This is a genomic window from Anoxybacillus sp. CHMUD (assembly GCF_013096965.1).
GTDB lineage: Bacteria > Bacillota > Bacilli > Bacillales > Anoxybacillaceae > Anoxybacillus > Anoxybacillus kestanbolensis_A.
In genome coordinates, this window is sequence record NZ_SDLG01000001.1 from 73,419 (window position 1) to 95,785 (window position 22,367).

Annotated in this window: 24 protein-coding genes; 2 read left to right on the top strand and 22 right to left on the bottom strand. The window is 41.7% G+C overall.

Translation table 11 applies throughout. The features are described 5' to 3' along the window. Nucleotides 1-29: 29 nt before the first annotated feature. The 3 genes from bcd to ETB99_RS00395 form a co-directional block, all read right to left on the bottom strand. A complete protein-coding gene (bcd, locus tag ETB99_RS00385) occupies nucleotides 30-1,133 on the bottom strand; it encodes a branched-chain amino acid dehydrogenase (RefSeq protein ID WP_012574611.1) in 1,104 nt (367 codons plus the stop codon). Continuing rightward, complete coding sequence (gene yqiS, locus ETB99_RS00390) at nucleotides 1,120-2,052, bottom strand: phosphate butyryltransferase (RefSeq protein ID WP_171699657.1); 933 nt, start codon at nucleotides 2,050-2,052, stop codon at nucleotides 1,120-1,122. The genes bcd and yqiS overlap by 14 nt, the downstream gene beginning before the upstream one ends. A gap of 128 nt (nucleotides 2,053-2,180) precedes the next feature. After that, entirely contained in the window at nucleotides 2,181-4,247 is a 2,067-nt protein-coding gene (locus ETB99_RS00395) for a sigma 54-interacting transcriptional regulator (RefSeq protein WP_171699658.1), read from the bottom strand. A 123-nt stretch (nucleotides 4,248-4,370) separates the two neighbouring features. Between ETB99_RS00395 and ETB99_RS00400 the strand changes: the two genes are divergently transcribed. Continuing rightward, nucleotides 4,371-4,625 carry a DUF2627 domain-containing protein gene (locus ETB99_RS00400; protein ID WP_012574608.1) on the top strand — a complete coding sequence of 85 codons (255 nt, stop codon included), beginning with the start codon at nucleotides 4,371-4,373 and terminating at the stop codon, nucleotides 4,623-4,625. Here ETB99_RS00400 and ETB99_RS00405 read toward each other — a convergent pair. Beyond that, nucleotides 4,617-5,351 (bottom strand): glycerophosphodiester phosphodiesterase, encoded by a 735-nt coding sequence (locus ETB99_RS00405; RefSeq protein WP_171699659.1) that lies wholly within the window; start codon nucleotides 5,349-5,351, stop codon nucleotides 4,617-4,619. The two genes, ETB99_RS00400 and ETB99_RS00405, sit on opposite strands and share 9 nt — an antisense overlap. A 55-nt stretch (nucleotides 5,352-5,406) precedes the next feature. Between ETB99_RS00405 and ETB99_RS00410 the strand changes: the two genes are divergently transcribed. Next, a complete protein-coding gene (locus ETB99_RS00410; RefSeq protein ID WP_171699660.1) occupies nucleotides 5,407-5,553 on the top strand; it encodes a YycC family protein in 147 nt (48 codons plus the stop codon). A gap of 22 nt (nucleotides 5,554-5,575) precedes the next feature. On the opposite strand, the gene spo0A is transcribed toward ETB99_RS00410, so the two are convergent. The 18 genes from spo0A to spoIIIAE form a co-directional block, all read right to left on the bottom strand. After that, nucleotides 5,576-6,355 (bottom strand): sporulation transcription factor Spo0A, encoded by a 780-nt coding sequence (gene spo0A, locus ETB99_RS00415; protein ID WP_077428727.1) that lies wholly within the window; start codon nucleotides 6,353-6,355, stop codon nucleotides 5,576-5,578. 217 nt (nucleotides 6,356-6,572) lie between these two features. Continuing rightward, the gene (gene spoIVB / locus ETB99_RS00420; RefSeq protein WP_171699661.1) at nucleotides 6,573-7,850 is read right to left on the bottom strand and encodes a SpoIVB peptidase; all 1,278 of its coding nucleotides are present in this window, start codon (nucleotides 7,848-7,850) and stop codon (nucleotides 6,573-6,575) included. A 115-nt stretch (nucleotides 7,851-7,965) separates the two neighbouring features. Further along, nucleotides 7,966-9,696, bottom strand: coding sequence for a DNA repair protein RecN (gene recN / locus ETB99_RS00425; protein ID WP_077428729.1), 1,731 nt, complete (start codon nucleotides 9,694-9,696; stop codon nucleotides 7,966-7,968). A gap of 18 nt (nucleotides 9,697-9,714) precedes the next feature. Further along, entirely contained in the window at nucleotides 9,715-10,164 is a 450-nt protein-coding gene (gene ahrC / locus ETB99_RS00430; RefSeq protein WP_004889608.1) for a transcriptional regulator AhrC/ArgR, read from the bottom strand. A 93-nt stretch (nucleotides 10,165-10,257) separates the two neighbouring features. Then, complete coding sequence (locus tag ETB99_RS00435; RefSeq protein ID WP_171699662.1) at nucleotides 10,258-11,100, bottom strand: TlyA family RNA methyltransferase; 843 nt, start codon at nucleotides 11,098-11,100, stop codon at nucleotides 10,258-10,260. Between the two features lie 3 nt (nucleotides 11,101-11,103). Beyond that, nucleotides 11,104-12,996, bottom strand: coding sequence for a 1-deoxy-D-xylulose-5-phosphate synthase (gene dxs, locus ETB99_RS00440; protein ID WP_171699663.1), 1,893 nt, complete (start codon nucleotides 12,994-12,996; stop codon nucleotides 11,104-11,106). Nucleotides 12,997-13,165: 169 nt separating this feature from the next. Continuing rightward, on the bottom strand, nucleotides 13,166-14,038 hold the full coding sequence (locus ETB99_RS00445; RefSeq protein WP_077428731.1) for a polyprenyl synthetase family protein: 873 nt from the start codon (nucleotides 14,036-14,038) through the stop codon (nucleotides 13,166-13,168). A gap of 2 nt (nucleotides 14,039-14,040) precedes the next feature. Then, nucleotides 14,041-14,253 carry an exodeoxyribonuclease VII small subunit gene (locus ETB99_RS00450; protein ID WP_004889602.1) on the bottom strand — a complete coding sequence of 71 codons (213 nt, stop codon included), beginning with the start codon at nucleotides 14,251-14,253 and terminating at the stop codon, nucleotides 14,041-14,043. After that, on the bottom strand, nucleotides 14,250-15,590 hold the full coding sequence (xseA, locus tag ETB99_RS00455) for an exodeoxyribonuclease VII large subunit (RefSeq protein ID WP_171699727.1): 1,341 nt from the start codon (nucleotides 15,588-15,590) through the stop codon (nucleotides 14,250-14,252). Before xseA ends, ETB99_RS00450 begins: the two co-directional genes overlap by 4 nt. Nucleotides 15,591-15,613: 23 nt before the next feature. After that, nucleotides 15,614-16,465 carry a bifunctional methylenetetrahydrofolate dehydrogenase/methenyltetrahydrofolate cyclohydrolase FolD gene (gene folD, locus ETB99_RS00460; protein WP_171699664.1) on the bottom strand — a complete coding sequence of 284 codons (852 nt, stop codon included), beginning with the start codon at nucleotides 16,463-16,465 and terminating at the stop codon, nucleotides 15,614-15,616. Nucleotides 16,466-16,488: 23 nt separating this feature from the next. Further along, a complete protein-coding gene (nusB, locus tag ETB99_RS00465; RefSeq protein WP_171699665.1) occupies nucleotides 16,489-16,875 on the bottom strand; it encodes a transcription antitermination factor NusB in 387 nt (128 codons plus the stop codon). Between the two features lie 121 nt (nucleotides 16,876-16,996). Further along, on the bottom strand, nucleotides 16,997-17,392 hold the full coding sequence (locus tag ETB99_RS00470) for an Asp23/Gls24 family envelope stress response protein (protein ID WP_171699666.1): 396 nt from the start codon (nucleotides 17,390-17,392) through the stop codon (nucleotides 16,997-16,999). A gap of 21 nt (nucleotides 17,393-17,413) precedes the next feature. Continuing rightward, complete coding sequence (accC, locus tag ETB99_RS00475) at nucleotides 17,414-18,766, bottom strand: acetyl-CoA carboxylase biotin carboxylase subunit (protein WP_171699667.1); 1,353 nt, start codon at nucleotides 18,764-18,766, stop codon at nucleotides 17,414-17,416. Nucleotides 18,767-18,779: 13 nt separating this feature from the next. Continuing rightward, a complete protein-coding gene (gene accB / locus ETB99_RS00480; RefSeq protein ID WP_171699668.1) occupies nucleotides 18,780-19,280 on the bottom strand; it encodes an acetyl-CoA carboxylase biotin carboxyl carrier protein in 501 nt (166 codons plus the stop codon). A gap of 190 nt (nucleotides 19,281-19,470) precedes the next feature. Beyond that, the gene (locus tag ETB99_RS00485) at nucleotides 19,471-20,034 is read right to left on the bottom strand and encodes a SpoIIIAH-like family protein (protein ID WP_004889595.1); all 564 of its coding nucleotides are present in this window, start codon (nucleotides 20,032-20,034) and stop codon (nucleotides 19,471-19,473) included. Between the two features lie 12 nt (nucleotides 20,035-20,046). Further along, nucleotides 20,047-20,613: a stage III sporulation protein AG gene (spoIIIAG, locus tag ETB99_RS00490; RefSeq protein ID WP_006318011.1), complete on the bottom strand. Its 567-nt coding sequence runs from the start codon at nucleotides 20,611-20,613 to the stop codon at nucleotides 20,047-20,049. A 6-nt stretch (nucleotides 20,614-20,619) separates the two neighbouring features. Beyond that, on the bottom strand, nucleotides 20,620-21,198 hold the full coding sequence (gene spoIIIAF, locus ETB99_RS00495; protein ID WP_077428736.1) for a stage III sporulation protein AF: 579 nt from the start codon (nucleotides 21,196-21,198) through the stop codon (nucleotides 20,620-20,622). A gap of 7 nt (nucleotides 21,199-21,205) precedes the next feature. Next, on the bottom strand, nucleotides 21,206-22,366 hold the full coding sequence (spoIIIAE, locus tag ETB99_RS00500) for a stage III sporulation protein AE (protein ID WP_171699669.1): 1,161 nt from the start codon (nucleotides 22,364-22,366) through the stop codon (nucleotides 21,206-21,208). Nucleotide 22,367: the final 1 nt, after the last annotated feature.

Below are 22,367 nucleotides of genomic sequence, written 5' to 3' on the forward strand. Positions count from 1 at the left end.
AACATACGTCCTCGCTTCATTGCATATTTTTAGCGCGTACGGCGACGGCTTAAAATGTGTTGACCGTTTTGTAAAAATTGGCTACGTGATTGACGCATTTTCGCAATGCGTTCTTCAGCTAAACGGTCGGCTGCTTGGTATGTTGGAATGCCGTCACGTTTCGCAATTTCGATGACTTTTTCAATATTGTTATAAATTTGTTCAACTTTTTTCATCGCACGTTCGCGGTTGTATCCATATAACTCATCCGCTACGTTAATGACGCCACCCGCGTTAATGACGTAGTCTGGCGCATAAACGATACCCATTTCATGAATGATGTCTCCGTGTCTTGCTTCACGCAATTGATTGTTCGCAGCACCAGCAATAACTTTTGCTTTCAATTGCGGAATTGTTTGGTCGTTAATAATTCCTCCAAGCGCACATGGAGCAAAAATGTCGCATTGCACACTATAAATATCGTTCGGGTCTACCGCTTGCGCCCCAAATTCTTCAACAACGCGTTGCACTGCCTCTTTATTAATGTCTGTAACGATCAGCTTCGCTCCTTCTTCATGAAGATGACGGCATAAATTGTAAGCAACATTACCAACACCTTGTACCGCGATCACTTTTCCTTCAAGCGAATCGCTACCAAATGCTTCTTTTGCCGCTGCTTTCATACCGCGATACACGCCGTATGCAGTAACCGGAGAAGGATTTCCAGATGAACCGAACGCTGGTGAAATACCTGTCACATAATCCGTTTCTTCGTAAATAATGTCCATATCAGCAACCGTTGTACCAACGTCTTCCGCTGTAATATAACGGCCATTTAACCCTTGAATGAAGCGACCGAACGCACGGAACATCGCTTCGTTTTTATCTTTACGCGGATCCCCAATGATAACCGCTTTTCCACCGCCAAGATTTAATCCAGCTGCTGCGTTTTTGTATGTCATCCCACGCGCTAAACGAAGCGCATCTTCAATGGCTGCATCTTCTGATTCATACATCCACATGCGCGTACCGCCTAACGCTGGTCCAAGCGTTGTATCGTGAATCGCAATGATCGCTTTTAATCCTGATTCTTTATCTTGGCAAAATACTAATTGCTCATAGTCGTATTGTTCCATATATTTAAAAATCTCCATCTTTCGTTCCCCCTTGTTGTTTGTTCGTTGCACAAATAGCTAGTGCTAGCGAGTATAATTTACTTTCTGCTGAATCCGCGCGAGATGTTAATACGATGGGTGCTTTCGCGCCAGCAATAATCGCCCCTACTTGCGCGCGGGCAAAGTACACGAGCGATTTATATAGCACATTTCCCGTTTCAATGTTCGGCACAACTAAAATATCCGCATGTCCTGCTACCGAACTTTGAATGCCTTTATGTTGCGCTGATTCAACGGAAATGGCGTTATCTAAAGCGAGCGGTCCATCGACGATGCAATCTTTCAACTGTCCTCGTTGATTCATAAGGGACAATGCGGCTGCATCAATCGTTGCCGGCATCGCTGGATTGACAACTTCAACAGCGGCGAGTGGTGCAACTTTCGGCGTATGGATGCCAATTGCTTTTGCCACTTGTACTGCGTTCATAATAATTTCTGCTTTTTGTTGTAAATCAGGTGCGATATTCATCGCTGCGTCAGTAACAAGAATAGGACGTTCATAATGCGGCACATCAAATACAGCAACATGCGATAAAACACGGCCTGTACGAAGTCCATATTCTTTATTTAGCACCGCCTTTAAAATCGTTGCTGTCGGTACGTTCCCTTTCATCAAGACACTTGCTTCCTTTTCATGCACCGCTTTCACAGCCATATGGGCTGCTTCTTCGTTTGTCGAAGCGTGAACGATGCGGATAGCGTCGTGACCGACATCTTGGACGTGTTCAGCAACGAGGCGTGATAAAACGGATTCATCGCCATATAAGATAAATCGCCCGAATCCTGCTTGTAGCGCTTGTGCGACCGCTTTTAACACTTCTTCGTCTTCTGCTGCCGCAACAGCTACCGTTGCTTCAGGAAATTGGGTTGCTTTGGTGACCAACGATTGTAGCTTCATCTCATCTGCTCAACCCCTTTGTTTTTTCGTCACCTTTTATTCTTGCAAAAAGTGTGCCAACTTCTTTTTGATTGAAAACGCTTTACTTTTATTTATTTTTTATTGCAGATTTTTGCATACTATGAACATTATTGCATGCTTTTTTTATCAAGTCCATACTTTTCAAGTTTGTAATATAAATTTCGAATAGAAATGCCAAGCTGTTTGGCAGCTGCCGTTTTATTCCCTTGACATGATTGCAAAACACGTTCAATCACTTTGGCTTCATATTGTTCCACAAGCACCGCTAACGGTTTGTGCACAGCCGATGATTCGTGTGATGAAACATGTTCTTGCTCCTTCGGCTTATGCAACAATGAAATATGTTTACGCTCAATGATGACTTCGTTATATTTCATAAAAATCATGGCGCGCCCTAATACGTTTTCTAACTCACGCACATTGCCTGGCCAATCGTAAGAGAGTAAATATGCGAGCGCATCATCTGTAATCCCTTCCACATTACGTCCATAGTCTTGATTTAGTTTTTGTATGAGTCGTTCACATAAAGCTGGAATATCTTGCTTTCGAGCACGTAGCGGTGGGATGTAAATCGGCATGCGATTTAACCGATAGTATAAGTCTTCACGAAAAGTCCCATCGGCAATCGCTTTTTCGAGGTGAACATTTGTTGCTGCAATGACACGTACATTAATCGGAATCGGCTTTGTGCCACCGACGCGCACAATTTCTTTTTCTTGCAGCACCCGTAATAGTTTGGCTTGCATATTAGCGGATAACTCGCCAATCTCATCTAAAAAAATGCTTCCGTTGTTTGCCTCTTCAAATAGTCCCTTTTTTCCTCCGCGTCTTGCACCAGAAAACGCCCCTTCCTCATAACCAAACAATTCGCTTTCAAGTAGTGACTCAGAAATGGCAGCGCAATTGACGCGAACGAATTTGTGATATTTTCGATCACTCGCATTATGAATAGCATGTGCAAACAATTCTTTTCCTGTCCCGGATTCGCCACGAAGCAAAATGGTTGCTGGTGTTTTCGCTGCCAATTTCGCTTGTTCAATCGCTAACATCATTTCCTCAGACGTGCCAACGATGTCATCAAATGAATATTTCGCCTCTAGCGTACGAATAATTTGACGAGCGCGCTGTAACTCAGAGGTCAACTGTTCAATTTCAGATACATCATGAATGACACCGACGCTCCCTTTTAATACCCCATCAACGATAATGGGGGCTACATTCACGACGACATCTCGCTTTTTCGGTCCGACTTTCATGCGCGCACCTCTTACTGGTCGTCGCGTTTTTAACACTTTCATATGCATGCTTTCCCCTTCTGAAATATCCGCTGTCGCCGGTTTTCCGATCACTTCTTCTTCTGATAAGCCTGTTAGCTTTGTATACGCTGGGTTAATTAAAATACCATTGCCATATTCATCAACAACGGAGATCGCTTCTTCAGAAGAATGAATAATGGCTTCTAACATCGTGCGAATTTCTTTTAAATTTGTTACTTCTTCTGCCAAATGGACAACTTCTGTAATATCTTTAAATACCGCAAAAGCGCCAAACAATTTGCCGTTTTCATCGATTAACGGAATACGTGTCGTAATCATTTTTTTTCCGTTTTCTAATAACAATTCTTGATTCAACTCGACTTCTCTTGTCTGTAATACGCGTGGCAATCCGCTAGCTGGAATGACATGCAAAATATGTGATCCTATAACTTCCTTTTTCCTTTTTCCAATCATCTTCTCTGCACTTGGATTCATATGCGTTACAAAACCACGTTCATCAATAACAATCATTCCATCATGTGTGGAGTTAAAAATCAAATCGTGCTTTGTTGTCGCTGTTTTTAACGTAGCAATAAGTTGTTCTTTTTCTTCGACAAGTTGTGCAATAATATAGGCAATATCACCCGGAATGACGACCGTATGCGCAGCGCTTGCTTTACGCAACGTAGTAAACACTTCGTCGTCTCCTGTGACTTCAACAATGATGTCGATGTCGTCCGTTAACACATCACGCCAATGGTTGCTCGTTTGAATACCCATGTCACGCGCAGCCTTTATCCCTGGCGCATCGTCGTTTCGATCGACAATCGCCACAACATCCATCAGTTTTGTTTCATGAAACATTTTTAATAGCGCACTTCCACCTTTGCCTGCCCCGACAATTAATACTTTTTTCATTCCCATCACCTATTCGTTTGCAATTTTTTGCAGACGCTTTCATCATACATTGTTTTTCTCTTCTTGACAAACCATCAAAAACATTTATGATGAAAACAGAACAAACGGAAAGGGTTTTGTTTTATGCAACGAATGATCGCCCTACTTATTTTACTTATTCCCGGATTTATAGCAGCATTGGGAATTAAATGGATGCGTGATACAATATTCGGTATTTTACACGCACCTATTCCTTCACTTATTGTCCAGTTTTTGCTTGGCTTATTTTGTTTTCTTGTTGGTCTTGGCTTTATTGCAGGATTTATTTTGCATCGCGATCGAAAACGAAATAAAGTGCAACCACGCTTCCAAAAAAAGAAACGCTTCGATTCAGAGTGATCGAAGCGTTTCTTCGCGTACGTTTTGCGCTTTTTCTGGAAAATCGGTAAATATACCATCTACTTCATATTGAAACATCGTTTTCATCAACTCTTCTTTATTGATCGTAAAAGGACGGACGAGCAAATGATGAGCGTGAGCCGCTTCAACAAACGATCGATTTACAGTTGGGTGATACGGATGAAGCGCTAGCGCCTGTAACGTATGAGCGTAGCTCCACGGCCGATGCAACTTTTCCATATATAGTAGCGCTGTTTCAATATGGGGATCCAATTGGTGACATGTTGCCATACTTTCGTGGTTGAACGAGGAAAAAATGACACGCGATGCTAAATCGTATCGTTCAACGAGTTCAATCACTTTTTCTTCTAACCGTTCATAAGGGATCAGGTTGTTTTTTAGTTCAATATTGATGAGTAACGACGTGTTTTTCGCCCACTCAAGCACTTCTTGTAACGATGGAATGGGACAAAAGCCGTATTTTTTAAATTTATAATTAGCATTTAATTTCCGTAATTGCCGATACGTCATTTGTCCTACCCATCCTGTTCCGTCTGTCGTTCGATTGACCGTTTCATCATGAATGACGACAACCACACCGTCTCTCGAGAGTTGTACATCAAGTTCAATTCCGTCCGCTTCCACACGTGCCGCTTCCATAAACGAAATCATCGTATTTTCTGGATGCGTTCCTGCTGATCCACGATGAGCAAAAATATGTGTCATCCTTTTCCCACCTTAAAAAATGTTTTATACTTAACGTATGAAAGGAGTGAAATGTATGCGACCGTTACAAATTTCGTTAGAAACCGCCCAAAAGCTAGCAAAAGTATTAAATGTCCCACTAGAACAAATTATGCACATGCCTCAGCACATATTAATCCAAAAGTTACTTGAAATCGAAAAAAAGGAACAACAAAAAAGGTAGCCGTTCGACTACCTTATTTTTATTAGCTCGCTTTATGTTCAAGTCTTAGCCGATCAGCAACCATCGCAATAAATTCGGAATTTGTCGGTTTCGCTTTCGACATGCTGACAGTATGACCAAACAAAGAGGAAATGGATTCTAAATTACCGCGACTCCACGCGACTTCGATCGCATGACGAATCGCTCGCTCAACGCGACTAGCTGTCGTATTGTATTTTTTCGCAATGTCTGGGTAAAGCACTTTTGTAATTGATCCAAGCAATTCAACATCGTTGTATACCATCGCAATCGCTTCACGCAAATATAAATATCCTTTAATGTGCGCAGGAACGCCAATTTCGTGAATAATGCTCGTAATGCTTGCGTCTAAATTTTTCGGTTTTCCGTCACGAATTGGCGCAAGAAGCGGTCGTTTGAATACGGCTGGTTTTTTGCCACATACGTGGCGAATTTGATTGACTAAATGCTCAATGTCAAACGGTTTTAAAATGAAGTAAGAAGCACCAAGTTCAACTGCTTTTTTCGTTACATCTTCTTGCCCAAATGCCGTGAGCATGATTACGTTCGGTAATGGCTGTTTAATCATGCGCAGCTTTTCTAATACAGCCAAACCGTCTAAATGCGGCATAATAATGTCAAGAACGAGGACATCAGGATCGCGATCGCGCAGCAACTGCAAGCAATCTTGTCCGTTATATGCAACGCCAATAACTTCCATATCCCCTTGGCTTGTAATGTATTCTTCAAGCAAATGCACTAACTCACGATTATCATCTACAATGCACACTTTGATTGTACTCACGAAATCCTTCCTCCCTAAAGCAATGATCTTTTGTCACATACGTGCTTAATTCGACGTAATAGACAAAAATCCTTTTTCCTTCACAAAATTAGTCAAATAATTTATATTTTTCATAAAGTATTCGTACACGCTGTTTCTTTCATTTTACACTATATGTTTACATCGTGTCATGATAAAATATGACAAATTGCGTGGAAAAACAAAAAGCAAGCTAATATCAGCTCGCTTTTTGTTCGTTTCGATCATAAATGTTAATTCCAGCTTCATGCAACATCCATTCAATGTGCACGCCGTAGCCGGATGTCGGATCGTTAACAAACACGTGTGTCACAGCCCCAACAAGTTTTCCATCTTGAATAATCGGGCTTCCACTCATCCCTTGAACGATTCCACCCGTTTTTTCTAACAGTCGTGGATCGGTTACTTTGATGACCATTCCTTTTGTAGCTGGGAATTTTTGCGGTGTCACACTAACGATTTCAACATCAAACGCTTCCACCCGATCTTGCTCGACGACGGTTAATATTTTTGCTGGACCTTTTTTTACGTCTGTCGACAGAGCAATGGGCATCGGTTTGTCAAAAATACCATTTTGAATCGGTTTTGAGAGTTTACCAAAAATACCGAACGGGCTGTTCGTTTTAATGTCACCAATCACTTGTTTATCGGCCGAAAATCTCGCCAGTTTTTCACCAGGACTTCCGTTTCTTCCTTTATCGATCGCCGTCACTGTCGACTTAACAATCGTTCCATCCCGAACGACAATCGGCTTTTTCGTATCCATGTCGGAGATGACATGCCCGAGTGCTCCATATATGTTTGATTTCGGATCGAAAAACGTCATTGTTCCAATTCCTGCTGCTGAGTCGCGAATGTATAATCCGATACGATACGCCTGATCGTGCCTATCTTTCAACGGAGTCAGTGTTGTTTCAAACGTATGGTGATCACGAGCAACGGTTAATCGTAAAGGTTTACCCGTTCTTCCCGCCTCTTCAATGAATGGAGAAACATCCGTCATTTTTTCGATTTTTTGTCCGTTAATGTGGGTAATCGCGTCCCCTATTTGAATGCCAGCCTTCTCCCCGGGAGATTGTTTTCCTTGTTCCGTCTCCACTAAATGGTGACCGACGACAAGAACGCCAATCGTATTTAACTTCACGCCGATCGATTGACCACCGGGAACAACTTTGAAATCTGGCAATACTTTTACATTTACTTGTTTAATTGGAAATCCTGCCATTTGTAAAATGACGTCGCTTTCTCCAACATGTTCTCCACTAATCGCTAATTTTTCTTTTTGTCGAACAGAAACAGCGTTTGTCGTTATCGCATGAGCAGAACCGAACACAGGCACATGAGCCGTTTGTCCTTGAAATAATACAATTTGTTTTGGAATATTTACATACTTTTGAAATGGTGTTGCCATACTTAGAACGATAAAAGAAACAAGGAGAAATGCACCTATTCCTTTTCTTAACTTGTCAAAATTCAAATGTCTTCACTCTCCTCGTTCCTACGTACACACCGAATCCTACACTATTTAATGTTGCCTGAAACAAATGAAATATAACCGGATAAAATGAAAAAAACAATGTCAATGTTGGTATTTATGTTGTTTCGTTTTTGATCTTTTTAGCTAATTGCAATAACTCACGTGCATGCTGTTTCGTTAAGTCTGTAATCTCCACTCCAGAAATCATACGGCTAATTTCGTTAATTTTTTCTTGTTCGTTTAACGCTTCCACCGTTGTTGTTGTCCGTCCATCTTTCGTTTCTTTTGCAATAAATAAATGCGTATCCGCCATCGCTGCCACTTGTGGTAAGTGCGAAATGCATAATACTTGCGAATGGCGTGCCACGCGATAAATTTTTTCCGCAATGGCTTGAGCGACGCGACCGCTTACACCGGTATCGACTTCATCAAAAATAATAGATGTGACACCTTGATGTTTAGAGAAAATGCTCTTTAAGGCAAGCATCATGCGCGATAATTCTCCACCTGATGCAACTTTGGCAAGCGGTTTTAACGGTTCCCCTGGATTCGTTGAAATGTAAAACTCCACTTCGTCCATTCCGTCTGCTTGCAACTTTACAGGCGTTCCGTCAAGCAATGGATCATCGTACGTTCCTTGCCTTTTTCGAAAAACAACATCAAACGTCGTTTTTTCCATGTATAAATCTTTTAGTTCTTGATGAATGTCGTCGATCAGTTGTTTCGCATATTGCATACGCAATTCGCTTATATGTTTCGCTTCAACTAATAAATCAGCCGTAATGGATTGAAGTTCGGTCTGCAATTTATGAATATGATCATCGCGGTGTTGAATCGTTTCAATTTCTTCTTCCACTTTCGCCGCATATTCTAAGATGTCACGTACTGTTTGGCCGTATTTGCGTTTCAAATGGTTAATTTCATTTAAGCGACTTTCAATTTCATCAAGTCGAAGCGGATCGTATTCTAATTGATCTAATTGCTCACGCAGTTGATGGGCCACTTCTTCTAACAAATAATAACAGTTCGATACAACTTCTTGGGCTTGTTTCAACGATGAATCGATTTCGCTCACATGATCTAAATGATTCATCGCTAATCCAATCCAATCAAGTCCGCGTTGCTCCCCGTAAAGCGCTTCATAGCTACTTTGTAACGCCTCGTATATTTTCTGGAAGTTAACGATTTTTCGCCGCTCTTCCATTAGCTGTTCATCTTCATCTAACTGTAGCTCTGCTTTTTGAATTTCATCTAACTGAAAAGTTAATAAATCTAAACGATGCGCCATTTGTTGCTCATTTTCATTTAACTTTTGCAGTTGACGCTTGACTCGCTCGTATGCCGCATATAAAGCTTTATATTCCTCTAATGCGTCACGAATACGCTCGCCTCCATATTCATCTAATAAATATAAATGCTTATTTTCATCAAGCAATTCTTGATGCTCATGTTGTCCGTGAATATCTACAAGTGTGGAGCCAATTTCACGCAATGTCGCGATCGTGACTAATTTTCCGTTTACGCGACAGACGCTTTTTCCGTTTATCGTTAGCTCTCGACGAAGCACAATCATCCCATCGCTTATATCGATGCCAAGCTCGGCACATTTGCTGTAACACGGGTGATCATCTTGTTCAAGCAAAAAAAGACCTTCGATTTCTGCTTTTGTTTCACCGTATCGAACAAATTCTGCTGAGCCGCGTCCGCCAATTAACAAATGAATGGCATCAATAATAATGGATTTTCCCGCTCCCGTTTCTCCAGTTAAAACGGTTAATCCTTTTTCAAACGAAAGCGAAAGGGATTCAATAATGGCAAAATTTTTGATAGATAACTCCGCTAACATCTTACGCTCACACCTTTATTACAGCATGTCCAACAATCGTTTTGAAATAACTTCTGTATCTTCTGGCGTGCGGCAAATAATTAAGCAAGTATCATCACCACAAATCGTGCCAACAATTTCATCCCATTCTAAATGATCGAGCAGTACACCGATAGCATGCGCATTTCCCGGCAGCGTTTTCATAACGAGCAGGTGACCTGCTCCATCAATTTTTACAAATGCATCCATGAGCGCTCGTTTTAACTTTTGGAGCGGATTAAATCGTTGATCGGCAGGTAAGCTATATTTATATCGCCCATCCATCATCGGCACTTTTACTAAATGAAGTTCTTTAATGTCACGAGACACCGTTGCTTGCGTGACGTTAAAACCTTCTTTGCGCAACATATCAACAAGCTCATCTTGTGTTTCAATATCATGATTTGAAATAATTTCACGAATTTTAATATGACGTTGTCCTTTATTCAACGAAAACACCTCTTTCGTGTGTATAACATATGCATATTTATACTTCTATGTTACCGAACGACAGACGAGCAAACAAGAGGGAATAACCGATCGTTATTCCCCCGCATGTTCTTTATTTTCTTTCAACTCGCCGTGTGCCCTGGCAACTACTTCTTCGGGAGAAACAGTCAAGCGATTTTCTCCTACTTCTTTGCCTTCCCAACGTAAATGAAGCAAAAATTCAATATTTCCGTCACCGCCTGTAATCGGCGAGTGGATTAGCCCAATAGTGTCGTACCCTTCTTGTTGCGCAAATGCAGTAATTGTTTCAAGTACGTGCACATGAACACGTGCATCGCGGACAATCCCCTTTTTTCCGACAAACTCTTTTCCCGCTTCAAATTGCGGTTTGACTAAAGCAACGATATCGCTATGCGGCACTAAAATCGTTTTTAAGACGGGTAAAATTAATTTTAATGAAATAAACGACACATCGATCGTTGCAAAGTTTGGTAAGCCGTGTTGAAAATCACTCGGCGTCACATAACGAAAGTTCGTCCGCTCCATGACTACAACACGTTCATCTTGGCGCAGTTTCCATGCGAGCTGATTGTATCCCACATCAAGAGCGTACGACAACTTCACTCCATTTTGCAACGCACAGTCCGTAAATCCGCCTGTCGATGCACCAATGTCAACCATAATCTTATCTTTTACTTCAAGCGCGAACATTTGTAACGCTTTTTCAAGTTTTAGCCCACCGCGACTTACATACGGTAGCGCATTTCCTTTCACCGTTAGCGGAATGTCCACGGGAACTTTTTCCCCTGGTTTGTCAAGCCGCATTTCGTTTGAATACACAAGGCCAGCCATAATTGTTCGCTTCGCCTTTTCGCGCGTTTCAGCCAATCCGCGTTCGACAAGTAATACATCTAAACGTTCTTTCTTCCCTTTCATCTCTCATGCCCTTTTTCTTTTTTTCGGAGTTAATAAACAAATTCGTTCCATTACATGTTCTGTCGTTAGTCCAATTTCTTCAAGAAGTTGCGACACACCGCCATGTTCAATAAAACGGTCCGGAATGCCCATTCGATCAATAATCGCCCCATGATACCCGTGATCATGAGCAAATTCAATTACAGCACTACCAAATCCACCTTGAAGTACCGCTTCTTCAATCGTAAGTAACGGCATGTTTTGTTGTAGTAGCGTATGCAACATCGCTTCATCAAGTGGCTTAATAAAACGGGCGTTGACAACTTGTACAGAAATGCCTTCATTTGCAAGACGTTCAGCTGCTTGAAGCGCCATCGGAATCGTCGTACCGAACGTTAGAATGGCAACGTCTATTCCTTCACGCAACACTTCCCACGTACCGATCGGAATTTTTTTCAATTGCTCATCCATCGGCACACCAAGACCATTACCACGCGGAAAACGCATCGCAATCGGGCCGTCATCGTATTGAATGGCTGTATATACCATATGTTGCCCTTCATTTTCATCTTTTGGCATCATTAATACGATGTTTGGAATGTGGCGTAAAAAGGCGATGTCAAACACACCTTGATGCGTTTCGCCGTCCGCACCGACGAGACCTGCACGGTCAATACCAAGAAACACGTTTAAGTTTTGGCGACAAATGTCATGAACAACTTGGTCGTACGCCCGTTGTAAAAATGTTGAATAAATTGCTAAAAACGGTTTCATTCCTTGCGTCGCTAAACCAGCAGCCATCGTGGCAGCATGTTGCTCAGCAATACCGACGTCGTACATACGCTCAGGGAATTCGCTTGCGAACCCTTCTAATTTTGAACCAACAGGCATCGCAGGCGTAATGGCAACAATGCGACGGTCTTCGCGCGCTAATTTGCGCACTGTTTCACTCACAACCGCACTCCAAGATGGAGCAGATTGCTTTGATTGGATGAAATCACCCGTTTCAATTTTATACGGTCCTGTTCCGTGCCACGTTCCGACTTTGTCGCTTTCCGCTGGGTGATATCCTTTTCCCTTTTTCGTGATGACGTGAACAAGAACAGGGCCTTTCGCCTTTTTTGCATAATGTAAGTTTTCAAATAAGTCTTCAAAGTTATGGCCATCTACCGGTCCAAAGTACGTAAAGCCGAGTTCTTCAAAAAATACGCCCGAAACGAGCAAATATTTAATGCTGTCTTTGACACGTTCCGCTGTTGTAGCAAGCTTTCCACCGACAGCTGGAATTTTCTTTAACAACATTTCTAATTCATCTTTTACCCAATGATACTTTCCAGCTGTTCGCAGGCGACCAAGTACATTATGAAGCGCCCCGACGTTTGGAGCAATCGACATTTCGTTATCGTTTAAAATGACAATCATATCTTTTTTCTCATGTCCGATATGGTTTAACGCTTCTAGCGCCATTCCCCCGGTGAGCGCGCCGTCCCCAATGATCGGAACGATATATTCGTCCGTTCCTTTTAAGTCGCGTGCAATCGCCATACCCATTGCAGCAGATAACGATGTCGAGCTATGCCCCGTTTCCCATACGTCATGTTCGCTTTCGCTACGTTTTGGAAAGCCGCACAATCCTTTATATTGTCGCAACGTATCAAATTGACTAGCACGCCCAGTTAAAATTTTATGCACATACGACTGATGGCCAACATCCCAAATGAGTTTATCTTTCGGGCTTTCAAACACTTTATGAAGCGCAATCGTCAATTCAACGACTCCGAGATTCGGACCAATATGCCCACCTGTTTTCGATAATTTCTCAATTAAAAATTGTCGAATTTGCTCGCTCAATTGAACGAGTTGTTCATTTGACATTTGCTTTAAAAATTTTGGGTTTTGAATCGCTGTAACATCCAACGCGATCACTCTCTTTCATGTAAGCTAAAACCTGATATCATACAATTTTATGTATTTTAATTATACAGATAAACATGTTTGTACGCAAAAAAGAGCCGCTTACACGAACGTGTGAACGGCTAACATTTCTTTTCCACTATACCACATGTTGCTTCTTTCCTCAACGCTATTAATGATCGCGTGTTTCGACAATATCACAAATATAATGTAATAGCGATGCATCAATTTTTGCTTCATCAAGAAGTTTGCGCGCTTCTTTCATATGATCGGAAAGTTTTTTCTTTGCTCCATCAAGCGTCAAAAGAGAAGGATATGTCGATTTATCATTTTCAATATCGCTTCCTACTTTTTTTCCGATCTTTTGTTCGTCTCCTTCAATGTCTAAAATGTCGTCGCGAATTTGAAACGCTAAACCGAGATGATCGGCAAATAATGTTAACAACGTTAATTGTTGTTCTGTTGCTTCACCTAATATCGCACCTGCTCGAACGCTATATTGCAACAACTTTCCAGTTTTATGGCGGTGAATGTATTCTAATTGTTGCAAACTAATTGTTTTTCCTTCTCCTTCAAGGTCGGCTACTTGTCCGCCAACCATTCCTTCGGGTCCAGCTGCTTTTGCTAATTCAGAAATAAGACGAACTTTTACATCCGATGAAATGGTTTTGTCATCTGCAACTACTTGAAAAGCGTATGTCAGTAACGCGTCGCCTGCTAAAATCGCATTCGCTTCACCAAACACTTTATGGTTTGTCGGTTTACCCCGCCGTAAATCATCGTTATCCATGCTCGGCAAATCGTCATGAATGAGTGAATACGTATGAATCATTTCAAGCGCACAGGCAACAGACATACCGATGCCAATTGGTTTACGAAACGCATGTAACGTTGAGAGCAACAAAAGAGGGCGAATCCGTTTTCCTCCTGCTCGCAACGAGTAGAGCATCGCTTCTTTAATTGTTTCAGGTGCTTGCAACGATTCAATATACGTCGGTAGCTGCTGTTCGATTTGCTCTTTATATTGTCGCAATAACCGTTCCACATTTATTCCTCCTGCACTGTAAACGGTTCAAGCTGTCCATCTTCCCGTAAAATAAATTCCATTTGTTTTTCCACTTGTTGTAGCTTGTCGTGACAAAACTTCGATAATTTCATGCCCTCTTGAAAAAAATGAATCGCTTCTTCAAGCGGAACGTCCCCTTCTTCTAACTTTTGCACAATTTCTTCAAGTTTGTTCATCGCTTCTTCAAACGTCATACGTTCTCCTCCTCAATATTTGAAACAATACAATGTGCGCGCCCGTCTTGAAAGCGGATATGAACACGATCCCCTGTTTGCAATTGTTTTACTGTCTTAATGAGCGTTTCTTGCTCATCATACGCAAGGCTGTAGCCACGCTCCATAATTTTTAATGGGCTGAGCGCATCGAGCTTCGTCATCGTTGTTACAAGCGACCATTTTTTTTGTTTGATCACATCGTTCATATTACGAACAATTGTTTGTTGTAACGTACGAATGCAATCAGTCGCTTTTTCGATTCGCGATTGTGGATGATGTGCAAACAATGTCAGTTGCAACTGTTGGAGTTTATGTTCTTTTTGCTTTAACATATCGTTCATTTGTCGTTGCAATCGGTCAACAAGCATATCTAACTGCTGCTCTTTTTGTTCGTAAAGCCGTTTCGGATAGCGAAACGCATACGATGAACGCAACGATTGAAGCCGTTTTTGTTCCGCATTTAACCGTTCTTTCGTCGCTCGAATGAGACGAGCTTGTTGGTCGGATACACGCGAAAGCAAATCTGCGACATGCGGCACAGCAAGTTCCGCTGCCCCTGTCGGCGTCGGCGCACGCAAATCCGCAACAAAATCAGCGATCGTATAGTCTGTTTCATGTCCGACGGCAGAAATAATCGGAACGCGCGAGGCAAAAATCGCTCGCGCCACGATTTCTTCGTTAAACGCCCAAAGTTCTTCAATCGAACCTCCACCGCGTCCGACGATGAGCACGTCAATATATCCAATATCATTTGCTTTTTGAATCGATTGAACGATCGATAACGGAGCCTGCTCCCCTTGAACGAGCGTCGGAAATAAAATCACTTTTGCGAGCGGATAGCGGCGGCGAATCGTCGTTAAAATATCGCGAATCGCTGCCCCCGTTGGCGATGTTACAACACCAATATGTTGCGGAAATTTCGGAATCGGCTTTTTATGCTCTTTAGCAAATAGCCCTTCCTGCTCTAGTTTCTTTTTTAACTGCTCATACGCTAAATAAAGCGCACCAACACCATCCGGTTGCATCTCTTTTACGTATACTTGATACGTTCCGCTCGGCTCATATACGGAAATTTCACCGCGCACAAGCACAGTCATTCCGTTTTCTGGTTTAAATGTTAGCTGGCGATTATACCCTGCGAACATAACGGCTTGAATGCGCGCTTGTTCATCTTTTAACGTAAAGTACATATGTCCACGCGAATGATATGTAAAGTTAGAAATTTCTCCTTTAATCCATAAATCTTGCAAATGGGGATCGACTTCAAATTTCCGCTTAATGTATTTCGTTAATGCCGCAACCGTTACATACCTCATGTCTGCCACAAAAATAACCTCGCTTACTTATGTTGTTCACGCGCTGCTTGCACCGTGTTGTGCAACAGCATCGTAATCGTCATCGGTCCGACACCTTTTGGCACAGGAGTAATGTAGCTTGCTATTTGTTTTACATCATCAAAATCGACATCCCCACATAACTTTCCGTTTTCTAGTCGATTCACACCGACGTCGATTACAATTGCTCCTTCTTTCACATATGAAGACGTAATAAGCTTCGGTTTGCCGACCGCAACAATTAAAATATCTGCTTGGCGTGTGATCGCTTCTAAATCGTTTGTTCGGGAATGGCAATACGTGACTGTCGCATGTTCGCGCAAAAATAGTTGACCGACCGGCTTGCCGACGATATTACTTCTCCCAACGACAACGACATGTTTTCCTACAATATCAACTTGCAAAGATTGAACCATATACAAAATACCATACGGTGTACAAGGCAAAAACGTTTGTTGTCCCGTCATCATTCGCCCGACGTTTAACGGATGGAAACCATCGACATCTTTTTCGGGCGCAATCGCTTCAATCACATGTAGCTCATTAATTTGCGGCGGCAACGGCAATTGCACTAAAATGCCGTGTATTGAGCGGTCTTTGTTTAGACGAGCAATTTGCTCTAGCAAAAACGATTCGGATATGTCATTTGGAAAAGTCAGCAAAACAGAACGAATTCCAATTTCTTCACATGCCTTTTGTTTCGCTTTTACGTACGATTGTGAAGCAGGATGATCTCCAACAAGAATAACAGCTAACGCTGGCTCAATACCTTCTCGTTTTAACTGTTCGACTTCTTTTGCTAACTGCGCTCGCTTTTCTTTTGCTAATTCAAAACCGTTAATGATTTGTGCTGCCATAAATCCTTCTCCCCCTTATTCTTTTAAGACAATGTTTCTTTTATTTTTGCAAGCACGCCGTTAATAAAGCGACTTGATTTTTCATCGCCAAATACTTTGGCTAACTCAATAGCTTCATCCATACTTACACTCAATGGGATATCATCCATATATTTCATTTCGAATACAGCCATACGTAAAATCGAGCGATCGACGTTTGCGACACGCTCTAACGTCCATTTTTCTAAATGTTGGCGCAATAAATCATCAATTTCTTTTTGGTATTTAACTACGCCAAAAACAAGTATCTCCATAAACGGATCTGTTTCTCCTTCAATGACGTTCGCAACCGCTTCGTGTGGCTCAATGCCTCCTACGTCAATTTGAAACAATGCTTGTAACGCTTTTTCTCTTGCTGTATGCCGCTTCATGACCAAAACCCTTTCTATCATATTGTCGAAAATTATATCATGATCATAACATATTTCGATGAAAGAAAACACTCACCTATGAAAAAAGGGCGATCTCATCAATGAGATTGCCCCCTCTTCTTTATTCGACTTCCGATTCTGGTTTCGATGACTCGAATTGAACGCCGACAATATGAACGTTCACTTCAGCTGTCTCTAGCCCTGTCATCGTCAACAATGCTTGACGAACGTTTTCTTGAATTTTTTGTGAGACGGTTGGAATGGACACACCAAAGTTCATGACACAATAAATATCAATGATAATGCCGCGGTCTGTTAAGTCGACTTTTACACCTTTACCGTGATTTTTTTTCCCTAATCGCTCTACAACACCGGCAGCAAAGTTGCCGCGCATTTGCGCCACCCCTTCAATTTCAGATGCCGCAATGCCGGCGATGACTTCAATCACTTCCGGTGCAATTTCTACTTTTCCTAAACCGTTATGGCCATTTCCCATTTCCAATACGTGTTCAGACATAATAAATGCCCTCCTTTATCATTAAGAGTTCATTACATCGTATGTTTCTAAAAACTTTGTATTAAAGTTTCCTTCGACAAACTTTTCATGCTCGAGCAATTTCAAATGAAACGGAATCGTTGTATGAACTCCTTCAATAACAAACTCACTCAAAGCGCGTTTCATACGTGCGATCGCTTCTTCACGCGTTGGTGCATGAACGATCAGTTTGGCAATCATCGAATCGTAATACGGCGGAATCGTATAACCTGGATAAGCAGCAGAATCCACTCGTACGCCAAATCCCCCTGGAGGCAAGTACATTTGAATTTTCCCAGCCGATGGCATAAAGTTTTTCACAGGGTTTTCCGCATTAATACGGCATTCGATAGACCAACCGTTAAACGTCACATCTTCTTGTTTCAGCGTTAATTTCTCACCGGAGGCAACGCGAATTTGCTCTTTAATTAAATCGACACCTGTTACCATTTCTGTTACAGGATGTTCTACTTGGATGCGCGTGTTCATTTCCATAAAATAAAACTGACGATTGCGATAATCGTAAATAAATTCAACTGTTCCTGCTCCTGTGTATTGAACGGCTTGCGCTGCTTTGACAGCTGCTTCCCCCATTTTTTGCCGCATTTCTTCATCAAGTACAGGAGATGGAGTTTCTTCTAGTAATTTTTGCAAACGACGTTGAATTGTACAATCGCGCTCACCAAGATGAATCACATTTCCATATGAATCGGCTAACACTTGAATTTCCACGTGACGAAAATCTTCGATGTATTTTTCAATATATACCCCTGGATTTCCAAACGCTGTTGCTGCTTCTTGTTGTGTGATCGTAATTCCTTTAATGAGCTCTTGCTCATTTCGAGCGACTCGAATGCCTTTTCCACCGCCACCTGCAGTTGCCTTAATAATAACAGGATACCCGATTTCGCTCGCTAGCGCAATTGCCTCGTCAATGCTTTCAATAATTCCTTGTGAACCAGGAACAATCGGAACTCCAGCTTGTCTCATCGTCTCACGTGCAACATCTTTCGTTCCCATTTTTGTAATCGCTTCCGGACTTGGTCCGACAAACGTTACGTTACACTCACGGCATAGCTCAGCAAAATCAGCATTTTCAGCTAAAAAACCATATCCTGGGTGAATGGCATCACATTGGGTTAACGTTGCCACACTCATGATGTTTGTGAAATTCAAATAGCTGTCTTTAGACGTTTTTGGACCGATACAATATGCTTCGTCTGCTAATTGAACATGAAGCGCTTCACGATCGGCTTCTGAAAATACAGCAACCGTCTCGATGCCAAGTTCTTTGCACGCCCGAATAATTCGAACAGCAATTTCCCCACGATTGGCGATTAACAATTTTTTTATCATCTCGATCGCTCCTTTATTCAGGCTTCACAAGGAATAAAGGTTGTCCATATTCAACGAGCTGGCCATTTTTCACAAGCACTTCTACAATTTCTCCATCGACTTCTGCTTCGATTTCGTTAAACAATTTCATTGCTTCAACAATACATACGATCGTATCTTTTTTCACTTTATCGCCAACTTTTACGTACGGTGCTGCATCTGGCGATGGCGCTGCATAAAACGTACCGACCATCGGCGAGGTAATCGTATGTAAGTTTTCTGTTGCAACAACTTGTTTTTCCGGTCTCGCTTCTTCTTTCACTTCCACCTTTTCAACGACTGGTGTCACCGGCGTCTGTTGTTGAACGACAGCTGCCGGCGGCACGTCTATTTTCGGTGGAGCAACGACGACTTGTTCAGCTGCTCCAGCTTTTTTCATTTTAATTTTGGAGCCATCGTGCTCGTATACAAACTCCACAATGTTTGACTCGTTTACTAATCGGATTAATTCGCGAATTTCTTGGATTTTCAACATTGACTTACACCCCTCACCCCATCATTTGTAGAAAAAGATTATACAATACCATGATACGACACACCTTTTCCATTATTCAATAAAATGATAAGAAAATGTTAGTAAATTTATATCTGGTCATAAAAACAATTATTATTATATAGTATTATAAATTTCGTTTTCAACCGAAAAAAAATAACCGGATTTCCGGTTATTTTTGGAAACGAACAGCTACGTCTTGGACGCGGCCAAGTTCACTTTGCACGAGTTGGATAATTTCATTCGCGGCTTTTTTTGAATGTTCTTTTGCTTTTACTGTAATATGCACTTGATTTTCGTGAACGCGAACAAGGGCATCGTCGTATCCTTTCGATTTAATTAACGTTTCTAACACTGCTTCTTTTTCTGCAATGTTCGATAGTTGTTGCAACTGATCAATCGCCTTGCTTTTTTCTTCGGCAGATACATTATTGGAAGCGACAATGGCATTGAGTTCTTGACGTAACTTGCTTCGCTCATCCTCAATTTCGAGTCGAAGCGCTGTAAATAAATCGTCGCTTCCTGTATTCGTTTGTTCAACAGTCACGTCTTCCTCATTTGCGACTTCTTCTTTCATCGCTTCATCCGTCGGTGTTAAACCTTTTTCATTGTTTGCCTCTTCCTTTTGTTCAAACGCTACTTGCTCTGTAAGCTGAGGACTTGTTACATAATACACCGATAAGACGACAACTAAACTAAACATGGTTAACAACCAAACCGTTTGTTTTTTCAACATATGTTCTCCCCCTTACTTTTTTGGTAAAACAGCAACGCGATGGCTTGGAACGTTCAACGTTCGCGTCACTGCTTCGACAATCCATTTTTTCACTTGCACTTGATCGGCTCCTTTCGCAACAACAAGCACACCACGAATTTCCGGTTTTTTCGTTTGCAAAACGAGAGGTGTTTCTTCGTCTCCTTTGCGCACGATCACAATTTTTTCGTCTGTTGATTCATCTTGAATTTCACGCTTTCCTCCTTCTTTATCTTCTTCCGTCGTTCGTTTTTTTTGGACGGTTGCATTTTTTTCAAGTACATTTTGTTCTGTAGCATCGACATTTACGATCACTTTTACTTCACCAACGCCAACAATCGCTTCAAGCGCTTCTTTTAGTTGTTGTTCGTATCGTTCTTCATAGTCGGCAATTTGCTTTAATTTTTTTTCTTCATCTGATTGGCGAAATACAGCTTGAGTTGCTTCTTGCTGAACTTGTTTGGAAGAAGAAAAGTTGAACACGTTGCCAAAAATCATAAACGATAAGCCGAAAACGAAAAGGATGACGATCAATCCGTTTTTTTCAACCCATTGTTTCACCCCTCCCTACTCCCTCCTTTCTAGATGAATCGTAATCATCTCTGGATCCACTTCCCACATATGCGCTAAAAAGCGGGCAATGTCGTCATGTTGTTCCGTTGTTGATGGTGATGATTGAATGCGAATGGGCTTGACAACAGAAGTCGCTTCTTCTGCCAACTCTACCGTAATTGCTTCAATCGGAGGTGGGATTTGGTCTGATTCCCCAATCGTTAATGAAACGTCCGTCACCGTTAACCCATATGTGCGCATCAACTCCTCAGCCGCTGTGTTCTTTAGCTGGACAGCCATTTGTTCTAAAATATATGCACGTTGCGAGGCTTGTATTTCTTTTTTCTTTCTTTCAATGTCATTTTCAATCGTTTCGTTTTGTTGTCGCTGAACTGAAGCAAACCACGTATCTACGTTCCCGTGAAACAAACGAAGAAGCGGAGAAAATAAAATGAAAATAAACAATAGACCGACGACCATTTTTACATACTTTTGAAACGAACCGTTCGGTAAAATCAGTTCAATGACAACGGCTAGCAAAATAAATGTAATGAGATGAGAAATCCATTCTGTCAAGAGTCCCACAGCGTCCATTCCCCTTTCAGCGAACCATCATCGTTAAATTTCCTGCTGCAATGATGACGGTCATGCTTAAAAAAAACATAAGCGATACAATCATCAAAGCAACGAGTACATACATAATGCTTTTGCCCATGATGCTTAAACAGGAAATGACGATGCCGCCTCCCATCGGTTGTAATATAGCAGCTGCTAGTTGATAAATAAGCGCGATGACTAAAATTTTGAGCGCTGGAAACGCTGCAATTAAGAGTAATAAAGCGACTCCGAACAACCCAACTGTATTTTTTAATAAGACGGAGGCAGTGACGACGGTGTCAGCAGCATCAGTGAACATTCGTCCAATAATGGGAATGAAGTTTCCTGCGACAAATTTAGCCGCCCGTATCGCAATTCCATCGGCAATGGCGGTTGTCGCTCCTTTGACAGACAACACGCCGAAGAAAATCGTCAACATGATCCCGAGTGAACCGACGCTAATGTTGCGCAACAAATTTGCTAGTTTTGTTACTTTATAATGTTCGCTCAACAAGCTAACAATGCTTAAAATTGTCGCTAAAAACAAAAGCGGCAATGAAAAACGCTCAACGACCGTCCCTGTTATATTCATAAAAAACAGCACAATCGGATGGAAAAAGGCAACAGATACAACTCCCCCCGATGACGCCATAAGCGCCAGTAAAATGGGTAAAAGCGCAATCATAAAGCTTGTCATCGTCTGAATAGCTTCTTTTGCATACGTCACCGCAACATGAAAACTATTTAATGCGATAATCATAAGCACCATATACACAACCGCATGCGCCACTTTGCTCACAGCGTGATGTGAAAATGCGTTTTGTAACGATTGTAAAAATAAGCTAAATATCGTTAGTAAAATAAGCATACTTAGCAATTTTCCATTCGCCATAAGCTCATACAATAAAAACTTTATAAACGCCTGCAACCATTCGCTGAGCGACAGTTCTTTTTCCCCGTTAATAAACTGCCAAAACGATCCTTTTTGACTTTCCGGGAGCAACCCGCCGTATTGTTGAACGATATGATCCCAATATTGCTTGATCGACTCTACCCCAACTTGTTCTGCTTGCTGTTTGACTAGCTCATTTGTTGGCGGTGAAGCTTGTACAATAGAAGGCAAGAAAAAAAAGAGAAAGAAAAATAAAATTGGAGCGCGCCTCATG

Excerpts from the sequence above, each read along its gene's own strand:
- bcd (WP_012574611.1), bottom strand. The coding sequence starts at position 1,133 with ATGGAGATTTTTAAATATATGGAACAATACGACTATGAGCAATTAGTA.
- yqiS (WP_171699657.1), bottom strand. The coding sequence starts at position 2,052 with ATGAAGCTACAATCGTTGGTCACCAAAGCAACCCAATTTCCTGAAGCA.
- ETB99_RS00395 (WP_171699658.1), bottom strand. The coding sequence starts at position 4,247 with ATGAAAAAAGTATTAATTGTCGGGGCAGGCAAAGGTGGAAGTGCGCTA.
- ETB99_RS00400 (WP_012574608.1), top strand. The coding sequence starts at position 4,371 with ATGCAACGAATGATCGCCCTACTTATTTTACTTATTCCCGGATTTATA.
- ETB99_RS00405 (WP_171699659.1), bottom strand. The coding sequence starts at position 5,351 with ATGACACATATTTTTGCTCATCGTGGATCAGCAGGAACGCATCCAGAA.
- ETB99_RS00410 (WP_171699660.1), top strand. The coding sequence starts at position 5,407 with ATGCGACCGTTACAAATTTCGTTAGAAACCGCCCAAAAGCTAGCAAAA.
- recN (WP_077428729.1), bottom strand. The coding sequence starts at position 9,696 with ATGTTAGCGGAGTTATCTATCAAAAATTTTGCCATTATTGAATCCCTT.
- ETB99_RS00435 (WP_171699662.1), bottom strand. The coding sequence starts at position 11,100 with ATGAAAGGGAAGAAAGAACGTTTAGATGTATTACTTGTCGAACGCGGA.
- ETB99_RS00450 (WP_004889602.1), bottom strand. The coding sequence starts at position 14,253 with ATGACGTTTGAAGAAGCGATGAACAAACTTGAAGAAATTGTGCAAAAG.
- xseA (WP_171699727.1), bottom strand. The coding sequence starts at position 15,590 with ATGAGGTATGTAACGGTTGCGGCATTAACGAAATACATTAAGCGGAAA.
- folD (WP_171699664.1), bottom strand. The coding sequence starts at position 16,465 with ATGGCAGCACAAATCATTAACGGTTTTGAATTAGCAAAAGAAAAGCGA.
- nusB (WP_171699665.1), bottom strand. The coding sequence starts at position 16,875 with ATGAAGCGGCATACAGCAAGAGAAAAAGCGTTACAAGCATTGTTTCAA.
- ETB99_RS00470 (WP_171699666.1), bottom strand. The coding sequence starts at position 17,392 with ATGTCTGAACACGTATTGGAAATGGGAAATGGCCATAACGGTTTAGGA.
- accC (WP_171699667.1), bottom strand. The coding sequence starts at position 18,766 with ATGATAAAAAAATTGTTAATCGCCAATCGTGGGGAAATTGCTGTTCGA.
- accB (WP_171699668.1), bottom strand. The coding sequence starts at position 19,280 with ATGTTGAAAATCCAAGAAATTCGCGAATTAATCCGATTAGTAAACGAG.
- ETB99_RS00485 (WP_004889595.1), bottom strand. The coding sequence starts at position 20,034 with ATGTTGAAAAAACAAACGGTTTGGTTGTTAACCATGTTTAGTTTAGTT.
- spoIIIAF (WP_077428736.1), bottom strand. The coding sequence starts at position 21,198 with ATGGACGCTGTGGGACTCTTGACAGAATGGATTTCTCATCTCATTACA.
- spoIIIAE (WP_171699669.1), bottom strand. The coding sequence starts at position 22,366 with ATGAGGCGCGCTCCAATTTTATTTTTCTTTCTCTTTTTTTTCTTGCCT.